Source organism: Solibacillus cecembensis (genome assembly GCF_050272495.1).
Taxonomy (GTDB): Bacteria; Bacillota; Bacilli; order Bacillales_A; family Planococcaceae; genus Solibacillus; species Solibacillus cecembensis.
On sequence record NZ_JBNNMF010000027.1, the window covers coordinates 42,444 to 54,560 of the forward strand.

Below are 12,117 nucleotides of genomic sequence, written 5' to 3' on the forward strand. Positions count from 1 at the left end.
TTTCTTCATAGGATAAAAACTTGAAAGGGGCTGCTGTATGAATATTTACGCATGGATTGGGTTGTTGGGAATTATTTTTCTTACACTCTTGCCGTTACTCAAAAAAGAGAACAGATCTAATGAGGAAATTAAAAAGGTAATCATAACGGTAGTGATTGTGCTCGGAATCATCATTGCGGTGTTAGTTTTTAGTGTCAATTATTTTCTTGCACTAATCGTTGGTTTTATTGCCATGATTATATTCGATAAAAAAACGTATACGAAGAAACGATTGCTAATTTATGGTTCTCTTATTCTAGTTGTTGGGATTTTAGGATATACCATTGGCCGAGATAATCCTAATTATGTTTTGAACCATTTGAAGGACAATCCAAAAACAACTTCCCTTTATATCGCGGAAAATGATGTGCAATTAATTACTTATCAATCGGATGTAGTCAGGCCATTAGCAAGTACAGTGAAAATGCTAATTGCTGTTGAATACGCAATGCAAGTCGATGCAGGCATACTTTCTAAAGATAGCACCGTGTCGCTAGACGTTTTAAACCGTTTATATTATAAAAATTCGGATGGCAACGGACATGAAGAATGGTTGAAAGCGATGGACAGCGAAGGAGAAGTTAAAAACAATGTCGTTACGTTGCATGACGTTGCAAAAGGAATGATTACTTTTAGTTCCAATGCCAATACAGATTACCTTATCCATGTACTGGGCATAGAAAATATCAATGAGCGAGCAAGGATCTTAGGTCTAACACAGCATGAAAAAGTCTATCCGATTGGCAGTGCACTTTTAATCCCGAAAACGGAAGAAAATGCTTTGATGAAAGAGAAGCAGTTAATTGAAAATCTTAAAGAAATGCCGATGAAAACGTATCGTTCTACTGCGGAACAATTAAGTAATCAAATGAGAGAGGGAAGCATTAGCTTTGCAGATCTAACGTTTGATCTGTCTATGAAACTACAAAGAGTATGGTCGGATCGCCTCGTAGGTGGATCAGCAAATGATTACGGGAAATTGTTAGCAATTATTTCGAATGACGAACTTCCAGGAGGAGCGTCACTTATCGCGAGGGATTTACTAGAATGGCCAATGCAAAATAACGAATCGAATCATGAGCGCTTTGTCCATCTGGGTGCAAAAGGGGGATCGACCGCATTTGTATTGAACGATGCGATGTATGCAGAAAATCACAATGGCAATAAAATCGAAATTGTAATTTTGAATGATGACTTGAACTTCTGGCAAGCACAAATGCTCAGATATAATATGAATTCCTTTGAATCAAGATTACTTGGCAGTGAAGATTACCGTCTAAAAGTCCTGAAAGAACTTTCTGAATCATGATACACACAATAAATCAACGAACTGTACAAGGTGTAAAGACGAAAAGATTTCCCCATTGCTTTCTTTGAATGAGGGAAATCTTTTTTTGTTTATCAGGAAAAGCCAAGGCGTAATAGATCTTCTTTCTAACTGGGTACCATCTAGAAAGAACTCAGCTCCACGTTTTCCCGGTCTCTCGTTCATGATTACCAGTCTAAATTGACCGTTAGTCCACAACATGCAATTTCATAAAAACGAACTTCAATTCCGCTAGGTGTGAATTTTGTTTCGAATTTAATCGTGATGCCGATCGAGGTAATTAAACGATCTACTTCTGTTTTATTTGATAGCTGCGCAGCATCCATGAGGTCATGTGAAAATTGCTCTGAAGCGCCAATTTTATCTGTAAGCAATTGAGCCTGTTGCATAATGGAGTGCATACTTTTAGCTGAAATTTTCAGCCTTTTCGTATTTACTGGTGGAAATGGGTTGTTATTTGTTGGCATGGCTATTTGTTTAGGGGGTGGCGCGGGAGAAGGTTGATTTACCGCCATCCACAATGGATAATGTTGTGCATTAACATAATAAGGATGATAACTATAATACAATTGAATTCCTCCTATTGAAGCTAATATCTTATCTTATGAATTGTTATGATTTTCGGTGTATTTATGGATAGGTTACCTGGTGCATAAACAAATCGGGGAGAAAACAGAGCATACGTTTCTTTTAGTCGTATTAAAATGTTAAATATGATTATTTAAATTGATCGCGAAATTAATTCAATAAGAAAAGGGTGCGAGGTACATGAATATCCATGAATCTCGCATTTATTATAATTTGATGTTAATGAGAAGTAGTTTTTGATAAAAATCCATTTTTTATATAATTAACCTAATAATATGGTAGTAAAAAAGTCACTATTAAATATTAAACAACTGTTATTACTTGTCGATATACAAAAAGTAATAAGAAATTAATTTTAGTTCTTTTCACATACTTAGGGGGAAATGTTATGAAGTGGACAATAGGAAAAAAAGTTGGAATATCATTTTCGATTATTATGCTCGTAATAATTTTGATGAGCGTACTATCAGTTAGAAGTGCCTTTACGTTGAATTCAAATACAACGACATTAAACAATGATATTATTCCAGAAATAGGATTGCTAAATAAAATAAATGCTCAAACGGATCACATGTTTATAAATACGCAAAAGAATTTATTATCTGAAGATCAGCCATATAAAGAAAAATACACTGAAGAGATTGAGGCGATTGAAAAGCAAATAGACGAATCTTTGAAATCGTACGAGGTTTATGTGGTATCGGAACAGGGAAAAGCCGATTTTGAAATGTTTAAATCGAACTGGGCGGATCTAGTCGAAAAGAATAATGAGGTGATTCGTTTAAACAATGCGGGTCAAGCGGATCAAGCGACACTGGCATATTACGAAGTAGAGCCCTTATTTGAAAAAATGCAGAAAAATATGGATGACCTGCTTGTTTTATTAGATCAACAATCAGAAAACATTCACAATGAGGGAATGTCTGAATTTAAGCGAACAGTTATTTTTCTACTGGGAGGAAGTATTTTTGCCTTTGTATTAACGATTGGTATTATCATATTCTTTATTCGGGTTATTAAAAATCCGGTTGAATTGCTTTCCAGTCAAGTGAAGCAATTAGCGGATGGTAATTTGGCTATTGAACCAGTAACAATCAATAATCAAGATGAAATCGGTCAATTAGCGACAGATTTTAATAGTATGCTAGCTAATCTGAAGGGCTTAATTGGCGGGTTACAAGCGCATATACAAACGATTGCCGCAACTTCTGAAGAGCTATCTGCGAGTGCGGAAGAAACGACTAAAGCAACAAATCAAATAACTGTTGCAATGGTAAATGTTTCAGAAGGGGCAGATCAACAAGTAATGGGCGCAAGAACGAGCAACGAGGCGATTTCAGAAATGGTGACAGGGATGGATCATGCTACTTCGTCTGTTCAGTCCGTATTTGATTTAGCGATATCTACAAAGGAATATACATCTGTTGGGGCATCTATGATGGATCAAGCGATGGAACAAATGAAGAATATCCAAAATACTTCTGATGCAACGTCGAAAATCATCCAATCATTAGGAGAGAAATCAACAGAAATCAGTCAAATAGTAGGGCTTATTACAACAATTGCTAATCAAACAAACTTACTGGCATTAAACGCAGCAATTGAGGCAGCAAGAGCTGGTGAATACGGAAAAGGCTTTGCGGTTGTAGCGGATGAGGTGCGGAAATTAGCTGAAGATTCTTCCGTAGCAGCTAATCAAATTCGTGAGGTCATTGTATCGGTTCAAAAGGAAGTAACGGAAGCGGTCAATGCGATGGAAAAATCTACGAATAATGTCACGGATGGGATTGCGCTTGTGAAAAATTCAGAAGAAAATTTCCATGGAATTTCTTCGATGATTGGTAATGTATCCTCACAAACGGAAAATATTTCGGCCATTATTGAACAGCTAAGTGCGAATACAAATAGTATTAAAGGTCAATTAAACGAAGTTTCTAATTTATCAGAGAGTTCGTCTGATCAGGCACAAACCGTTGCTGCCGCTGCAGAAGAGCAAAATGCAACGATGGATGAAATTTCGAAATCTGCCTATGAACTAGGACAGTTATCTTCGGAGCTACAAGAAATGGTACAACAATTTAGAATATAAATTAGATCAATTATAATAAGCACTACATGTCGACGGGTATCGTAATGATGACGAACCGAAAGATGTGTAGTGCTTTTTTTAGCCCTAACTAATATTAGCTAGTATAAAGCCCTACCAGCTTTTTTACATTTAAACTGTTGGAAGGCTCAACCACGACAAAATATGGCAGTTGCCATTTTTGAGTTGCAATCGCTTGCTTGCTAGTGGGCGTATCCCAACTCGGGTAAACTCGAATGGCCATTTTTCCTTTTGTAGTGGCTGTTTTAAGGATATTGTGTTTTACAAGCACTTCTTTTGGAAAAACAAATTGCCCGAAAGATTGCTGATCATGAGTAAACGTATTGATTACCAATAAATCCGGAGCGCTTTCTTCTGAAAAGGCTTGGTTTTTATTCGCTGCATCTTTCTCCCAAAAGGCAACAAACTGCCCAATTTTGGTAGGCGTGATTTTAGCAACTCTAAATCGAACAGATTTACAATTCAGCTTAAATACCCCAGCGCCATATTCTGAATTCTGCTTTTCTTCTCGAGAATCCTGTACAGTGAGGAAATTGGGCTTATAAAAAACTTCATTTATGTAGGTTAATGTGTGAGAAAAATTATTCATCCTAAAGCTCCTTCTATTTAATGTCGGTAACCTTATTGAATAGAATAGGTGATTTTTAAAATTTCGTCAAAGGCTGATTAATTTGGAATGATAATTTGCTAATATGGAAGAAAGCTCAGTAGAATACTTTTCATTGTAAAGAATATATTGTGAAGAGTATATCTTTGTACACTCTTACTAAAGATGGGAGAAATAACATGAGTAAAATTGGAAATGACAATTTGACAGATACAAGAAATCAACTAGTAAATGAGATTACTTTATTAAGTAATGATCAATTTAATTGGAAGCTTGATGAGGATAGCTGGAGTATCGCACAAATTTGCCATCACTTAGTTTTGGTGGAAGAGGCGACTCTAAAAGCGATTACATGGGGATTAAAAGCGGGTGAAGTTACGCAAGTAGAGCGTAAGAAAATAGAGCTACTCATACTCGATAGAACGAAGAAATTGATAGCCCCAAAAATCGTTGAACCCGATGTAGATTCCTTTGAAATACAGCAAATAATGACGTTACTTAACGATTCAAGAAAAAATTTAATGACATTACTTAGTACGGTAGAAGACAAATCGATATTGGCGAAAAAATCAGTGAAGCACCCTGCGCTTGGGGAATTATCACTTGATCAATGGATTGAACAAATCTATTTACATGAACAACGGCACATCGAGCAAATAAAAGAGATAAAGGGCCTTTTTTGAAGAATTTCGTATGGTGCTTATTCATAGAATGAAGGGTCCAGGCATTACTAAAATTATCGCATTAAAAAATTTCTACAATTCGAACGATTAGACATACAACAATACACTAATTAAGTGTCAATTTCGCCTAGAACGTGGGGGGAATGCATTTTTAAAGGTATGTTGTATTTTTTTCGGTTACCATCTTAAATTGATAGTAAGGAAGGTACTTTGAGTTAAAGAAATCTCACTGGATATGAACGTACGTTCGGAATCTACGTTCTCTTTTTGTGGGAATTGTGTTAAATTTAATTAGTAGAATTTATCAACAGGCAAGGAGAATTATGGACTTATGCTAGGGAACACACACATCGTAGGCGGCATCACAGCAAGTCTGGCTTTTGCACAAATTTCAAATGATAATCCGCTCGTATTGGTAGGCGCAGGTATTGTCGGTGCGTTGTTGCCGGATATATGCCACGGCGGGAGTAAAATTGGGAGGACGTTTCCCATCAGTTCAAAAATAGTCAATAAGCTATTTGGGCATCGGTCCTTCACGCATAGTTTGCTCTTTTTATTTTGTATAGCGATGCTCATGAATACTTTTATACCGTACAAGGCATTCACAATAGGTCTACTATTAGGAATGGTCAGCCATTTGATTCTTGATATGGGGACGAGGCAGGGAATTAAGTTATTTTTCCCAATCAATATAAAAGTACGATTCCCACTCACGATTAAAACAGGTGGCAAAGTGGAGAAGTTTATCTTTGCCGGGCTATGTATGCTATCACTGTATTTTGGCTATGAAATGATTATTGATATCGTGAACATTACGTAAAAAAATAACCCCTGCATGAGTACGATTTCATGCAGGGGTTTTAAGGATATTCATGAAACCTACCATTTAAGAAACAATAAACCTGCCGCAGCTAGTGAAGAATGATTAAGTTTTAGCTAGTGCTCAAGATCAAGATAAAGTCCATCGACATACATAGTAGTGATGGTCCAAGCAATATCCTCTAGTGGAGATGTTGTTACATTTTGAATGATGTCCCATTGATAATTTTCATTTGTATAAAACCAAGATTTTGCGACTAATTCAGCTTTTAAATCTGTTCGAGCTAATCCGATATTTTGTGCATAGGTGATATCTTTTGTGATGAAGTGGATATTGGCTTGTCGAATTTCTTTCCACTTGCTATTGACGGACTGGGATAGACCGATAGCATCTGAAAAAACCTTCATTATTTTTTCGTTAGATTTAGCCATATTTAGAAAAGCGAAAACTTGTTTAAGTATAAGCTGTTTTGCTTCATCTTTTGTTGTGGGAAAAAAGGGGGTTTCGGCCATCTCTAAAAACTCCTGCATTACATTTTCCATTAACATAATTAAAATATCATCTTTGCCCTTGAAGTGTACATAGGCAGTACCGTAACCTGTTTTCGCTCGTTTAATAATTTGTGAGATTGTCGTTTTTTCAAATCCTACTTCATAGAATAATTCACGAGCTGCATCGAGTAGTTTCTGGCGAGTCATTATAGAACGTAAACTTCTTCCATCCGTTATTTTCTCTTCATTTTTCATTCGAGTAATACCTCCTGATGTACAAGTATCTCAAAGGGAAAAGCGCCGTTTTTGCTTTTCTATTTTTGATGTATTCGAAATAATTCCGCAATAGAACAATGTACCATAAAGCCTGAACTAGTTTGATTTTCGCTACAATTAACGGTAAAAAAGCTTTGTATATAAAAACAAATGGATGAATAGTTGTGTGAATATTCAATATTTTAAAATGATAGATAGATTTATAGTAGCTCAACTAAATCTTAGAAACAATGGTTGTTTCTCAAATAAAAAATTTGGAAAAATATATTTTTTTAAACATATTGACGCGATGTCAGTATTATAATAGAGCAGGTCTATATTCAGAATGTTATAAATAATGAAACGGAGGCGATGTTTTTGAGTAAAGAATTATGCTTGTTCACACGAGAAAATGCACAACAACAAGATTTGGAAGACAAGTTTTATCCATATCGTGAGGAATTTTATTTGCAACCAGGCGTTATTTATCTTGATGGAAACTCATTAGGGCTTATGTCTAAACGTGCAGAGGTGAAAGTAACCGAGCTGATAGAATCATGGAAAACGTATGCGATTGAAGGCTGGACAAAAGGAAGTTATCCATGGTTTTTCTTGTCTGAAAAGCTGGGAGAAATGTGTGCGCCACTTGTAGGAGCTTTAAGTGAAGAAGTAATTGTAAGCGGTTCCACTACGTCGAATATTCATCAACTCATTTCAACCTTTTACAAGCCAGTAGGAAACCGGACGAAAATTCTTGCGGATGAGTTGACCTTTCCATCGGATATATATGCACTACAAAGTCAATTGAAATTGAAAGGATATGACCCAGCAGAGCATTTAGTACAGGTGAAAAGTCGAGATGGAAAAGTTATTTTAGAAGAAGATATTATCGCGGCAATGACAGATGAAGTGGCGTTAATTTTCCTGCCCACAGTGTTGTATAGAAGTGGACAGTTATTAGATATTCAGCGTCTGACTACTGAAGCGCATGCTCGAGGAATATGTATTGGTTTTGATGCATGTCATTCTATCGGAGCGGTTCCACACTCCTTTAGTGACTGGGGAGTTGATTTTGCCGTTTGGTGCAATTATAAATATTTGAACGGTGGACCGGGATCGGTAGCGGGCATGTATATGAATAAAAAACATTTTGGCATACAACCTGGTTTAGCGGGATGGTACAGCTCCAAAAAAGATAAACAGTTTGATATGGAGCATATTTTAGATGTAGAAGAATCGGCTGGAGCTCTCCAGTCGGGAACACCTCACGTCCTAAGTTTAGCACCAATCATTGGTTCGTTAGAAATATTCGCTGAAGTAGGTATCGAAAAAGTACGTCAAAAATCACTGCATATTACACAGTACATGACAGATTTAATCAATCAAGAGTTATCAGGATTAGGTTTTTCAATCGGGAATCCTAGTGAAGATGCAAGGCGCGGTGGACATATTTGTCTCGAGCATGATGAAGCTGTAAGAATATGCAAGTCTTTGGTGGAAAATAGAATTATTCCAGATTTCAGACCACCGAATATTATCCGTCTTTCGCCGGTCGCATTTTACACTTCTTATGAGGAAGTGTGGAAAACGGTCCAAATACTCAAGCACATCGTAACGGAAAAGCACTACGAAAAATTTGATAAGAAACGCAATGTTGTCTCATAAACTAATCAAGAACTGAAGGAGGAGTTCGTTATGAAAAATGACAATAGCTTTCAGGATATTATCGAACGGGAGAAAGGGTTACATCGTAGTTTAACGACAGGACAATTGACGATGATTGCTATTGGTGGTGCAATCGGAACAGGGTTATTTTTAGGAAGTGGCTTGGCAATTGGTTTGGCGGGTCCGAGTGTTATAGTCAGTTATGCCATTGGTGCATTAATTGCACTACTATTAATGGGCTGTCTGGCAGAAATGACGGTGGCTCATCCTGTTACAGGTTCGTTTGGGGCGTATGCAGAACGTTATATTAACCCATGGGCAGGTTTTACCGTTCGCTATTCTTACTGGTTTAGTTTAGTTTGTGCAATCGGAACCGAAGTCACAGCTGTTGCGGTATATATGAAATATTGGTTTCCAACAGTTCCCGCAATTGTGTGGATTGTAATATTCGCAGCGATTTTAATGTATGTCAACCTGACAAGCGTTAAGATGTTTGGTGCTGTTGAATATTGGTTTTCGTTCATCAAGATTGTTGCGATTACTGGTTTTATCATTTTGGCCGTGTATGTAGTTGTTGGTGCGGATAGCTCATCGGAGATTGGTATCCAAAATTATACGAATGATGGTGGGTTCTTCCCGAATGGAATGTGGGGAATGTGGATTGCTGTATTTATTTCGCTATTTAGTTACTTAAGTATTGAAATGATTGCGGTTAGTGCGGGAGAAGCAAAGGATCCAGAAAAGGCAGTTCCAATTGCGCTTCGTTCAGCAGTTGTCCGTCTCGTGCTATTTTATCTGTTAACGCTATCCCTAATGTTAATGATTGTTCCTTGGGGTGCTGCTGGGGTTGATAAAAGCCCATTTGTTAAAGTTATGGAAATTGTTAATATTCCAGGCGCAGCAGCCATTATGAATTTCGTAGTTCTTGTGGCGGCACTTTCAGCTATGAATAGTCAATTATATATTTCAACACGTATGATGTTCTCATTGTCTCGTGGTGGCTTTGCGCCGAAAATACTTGGAAAGCTAAACAAAAAATCAGTTCCATCAATTGCACTATTTACTTCTGTTATTGGGATTGTCTTTGCAACGATTTTCACAGTAGTAAAACCAGATTCAGCTTTCGCATTAATGATTTCACTTTCTAGCTTTGGCGCCATGTTTGCTTGGTTTATGATTTTTGTAACACATCTATTTTTCAGACGGAAATGGAATTCAACGAATGGACGTAAATTACCAGTAAGAATGATTGGATTCCCTTATTTAACGATACTCGGGGCGGTTCTCCTAGCATCGGTTGTTTTATCCACGTGGTTTTCACCTGACTTTAAAGCCACATTAACACTTGGCTTCCCTTGGCTGATCTTTATCTCAGTCTGTTACTTTATTTGGAAGAGAGTTAACGCAAAAAAGGTGAACTAGTGGAAGAAAGAGATGCATTTTGACGGTGAGATTGCTGGGGACAATTGAACATAATAAACCCTGTATGGTGGTAGTATGTATGAACCGCTATACAGGATTTTTTTGTATTGTACATAAGATGTTGGAAAAAGTACTAATTTACCCCTTTTAAATCATTCTATGTGCGTGTATGGTTTAGTGAGAGATATAATCTACTTAGAGAGAGACGAGGAGTGAATGCCATGACTATTAAAGTAAGAAGTATTGTAGCTTTCGGTTTAATCATATGCCTCGTCATTTTGATGGGCTTTTTGCAACAACAAAATTCAAAATCACTACTTGCACATATTCAACTTATGAAAGAAGAAACGCTTCAAGCTACGTTATTAGCGGATGAGATGAAATTAGCGGTAGTCCAAGTGCAACAATATTTAACAGATATTAGTGCAACGCGTGCTCAAAACGGTTTAGATGATGGCTTTGAACTAGCGGAGGAGTACAGTCAAATTTTTAAAAACAATTTGAATGAACTTCAAATCCTGCATCCACAAGATAAGGAAAAGTTAGAAGAAATACTAATAGCTTTTGATGCGTACTATGCGACAGGACAAAAGATGGCGAACAGTTATATTGAAGTGGGTCCAGAGCGAGGCAATCAAATCATGTTAGAATTTGATACGACGTCCATCGAAATTAATGAAAAAGTAACGGTTTTCCAGCAAAAGAGTATTGTAGAGATGCAAAACTCTTTAGAAAATGTTGAAAATCTTATTAATGATAATAAAAATTCGTTTTTATTAATATTTGCTATTATTTTAGTTACTTGTATCATTGTGGGCATTTTATTCGCGCGCTCGATTATTGTACCAATCAATAAACTGGCTGCTGCGGCGGAGATCATTGCAAAAGGCGATTTACGTCAGAAAGATATCGAAGTCAAAACAAATGATGAAATTAAAAATTTGGCTGGGTCATTTAATTTGATGAAGGCGAATTTACAGAAATTTATTCATAGTGTGGCAGCAAATCTAGAGCATACAACATCAGCTACGGAAGAATTAGCAGCAAGTACGGAAGGGATATCACTCACTTCCCGTGACATTGCAAAACGTGTAGAATTAATGGCAACGAGTGATAACCAAGCTGCTGCAACAGGGCGTGAAAGTTCGATTGCGATGGATGAAACGGCGCATGGTGTCCAACGTATTGCAGAAGCCACACAATTACTACATACGAAAGCTGTTGATACACAATCCATTGCGCATGAGGGAGAAAAAACGTTACACACTGCTGAAAATCAAATGAAGATTATTCAACATTCTTCTCAAGAGACAAGCGAGCGCATTCAACAACTAAGTGTCCAATCCGTTGAAATTGTTACCATTACAAAAGTTATTACAGACATTACAGAACAAACGAATCTTCTGGCGCTCAATGCAGCAATCGAAGCAGCACGAGCAGGTGAGCATGGAAAAGGTTTTGCGGTAGTAGCTGATGAGGTTCGTAAGTTAGCGGAACAATCAAAGAGCTCTGCTTATCAAATTGTCGAGTTAATCGCGAACATTCAGCACAATACGAAAGACGTTGAAAAGGCCGTGCAGGTAACGGTACTCAATGTAAATGAAGGGGTCCAATTTATTCAAAATGCGCAAACGGCTTTTGATCATATTGTAGGTGCAATTGAAGAAATGACAGACCAAATTGAAGATGTTTCTGCGTCTACACAACAAATTTCAGCAAGTACAGAAGAGGTGGCTGCATCTGTCAATGAAATGTCAGCATCAGCAAATACAATCGCCAAACAATCGGAAGACATTACTGCTACTGTAGAAGAACAAGCAGCAACGATTCAAGAATTGAGTGCCGTGGCGAAAAGTTTAAGTGAAGAGGCGCTGTTGGTAAAGGGTGAAATAAATAAGTTTAACGTATAAAATCCGCCACGTATAGAAGGATAGAATTTCTGTTGAAGCAAGGTAAAAATAAAAGATCAACCCGACATTGGGACTGACCCCCGTATATAAGACAGAGGTCAAAAAAGTATTTATCCAACCAGTTGTCGGTATTGAACCGGCGACTGGTTGTTTAATTTCGCTTGTATTCGGATATAGTTATAATACTTTATATAGTCATTGAC

At 37.2% G+C, this 12,117-nt stretch carries 11 protein-coding genes; 7 read left to right on the forward strand and 4 right to left on the reverse strand.

Annotated elements, in window-relative coordinates; translation table 11 throughout:
* The first annotated feature begins 37 nt into the window (after positions 1-37).
* Positions 38-1,348 (forward strand): serine hydrolase, encoded by a 1,311-nt coding sequence (locus tag ACQKIH_RS19210; RefSeq protein WP_427768289.1) that lies wholly within the window; start codon positions 38-40, stop codon positions 1,346-1,348.
* Positions 1,349-1,533: 185 nt separating this feature from the next.
* Here the strand turns inward: ACQKIH_RS19210 and ACQKIH_RS19215 are convergent, their stop codons facing one another.
* Complete coding sequence (locus tag ACQKIH_RS19215; protein WP_427768290.1) at positions 1,534-1,935, reverse strand: YuzC family spore coat inner layer protein; 402 nt, start codon at positions 1,933-1,935, stop codon at positions 1,534-1,536.
* Positions 1,936-2,342: 407 nt separating this feature from the next.
* Here ACQKIH_RS19215 and ACQKIH_RS19220 point away from each other — a divergent pair, with 407 nt between their 5' ends.
* Positions 2,343-4,043 (forward strand): methyl-accepting chemotaxis protein, encoded by a 1,701-nt coding sequence (locus ACQKIH_RS19220; RefSeq protein ID WP_427768291.1) that lies wholly within the window; start codon positions 2,343-2,345, stop codon positions 4,041-4,043.
* A gap of 94 nt (positions 4,044-4,137) precedes the next feature.
* Here the strand turns inward: ACQKIH_RS19220 and ACQKIH_RS19225 are convergent, their stop codons facing one another.
* Positions 4,138-4,650 carry a MepB family protein gene (locus tag ACQKIH_RS19225; protein WP_427768292.1) on the reverse strand — a complete coding sequence of 171 codons (513 nt, stop codon included), beginning with the start codon at positions 4,648-4,650 and terminating at the stop codon, positions 4,138-4,140.
* Positions 4,651-4,847: 197 nt separating this feature from the next.
* On the opposite strand from ACQKIH_RS19225, the gene ACQKIH_RS19230 reads away from it, so the two are divergent.
* Both ACQKIH_RS19230 and ACQKIH_RS19235 read left to right on the forward strand, forming a co-directional pair.
* A complete protein-coding gene (locus ACQKIH_RS19230) occupies positions 4,848-5,351 on the forward strand; it encodes a DinB family protein (RefSeq protein ID WP_427768293.1) in 504 nt (167 codons plus the stop codon).
* Between the two features lie 331 nt (positions 5,352-5,682).
* Positions 5,683-6,171, forward strand: a complete 489-nt coding sequence (locus tag ACQKIH_RS19235) for a metal-dependent hydrolase (RefSeq protein ID WP_427768294.1) — start codon at positions 5,683-5,685, stop codon at positions 6,169-6,171.
* Positions 6,172-6,287: 116 nt separating this feature from the next.
* On the opposite strand, the gene ACQKIH_RS19240 is transcribed toward ACQKIH_RS19235, so the two are convergent.
* Complete coding sequence (locus ACQKIH_RS19240) at positions 6,288-6,917, reverse strand: TetR/AcrR family transcriptional regulator (protein WP_427768295.1); 630 nt, start codon at positions 6,915-6,917, stop codon at positions 6,288-6,290.
* A 372-nt stretch (positions 6,918-7,289) separates the two neighbouring features.
* Between ACQKIH_RS19240 and kynU the strand changes: the two genes are divergently transcribed.
* The 3 genes from kynU to ACQKIH_RS19255 all read left to right on the forward strand — a co-directional run bounded on the left by kynU (position 7,290) and on the right by ACQKIH_RS19255 (position 11,914).
* Entirely contained in the window at positions 7,290-8,582 is a 1,293-nt protein-coding gene (gene kynU / locus ACQKIH_RS19245) for a kynureninase (RefSeq protein WP_427768296.1), read from the forward strand.
* Between the two features lie 30 nt (positions 8,583-8,612).
* Positions 8,613-10,004 carry an amino acid permease gene (locus ACQKIH_RS19250; protein ID WP_427768297.1) on the forward strand — a complete coding sequence of 464 codons (1,392 nt, stop codon included), beginning with the start codon at positions 8,613-8,615 and terminating at the stop codon, positions 10,002-10,004.
* A 221-nt stretch (positions 10,005-10,225) separates the two neighbouring features.
* Positions 10,226-11,914 carry a methyl-accepting chemotaxis protein gene (locus ACQKIH_RS19255; protein WP_427768298.1) on the forward strand — a complete coding sequence of 563 codons (1,689 nt, stop codon included), beginning with the start codon at positions 10,226-10,228 and terminating at the stop codon, positions 11,912-11,914.
* A gap of 110 nt (positions 11,915-12,024) precedes the next feature.
* On the opposite strand, the gene ACQKIH_RS19260 is transcribed toward ACQKIH_RS19255, so the two are convergent.
* Positions 12,025-12,117 (reverse strand): IS3 family transposase (locus ACQKIH_RS19260; protein ID WP_486387656.1); only part of this gene is annotated, 93 nt, incomplete at its 5' end.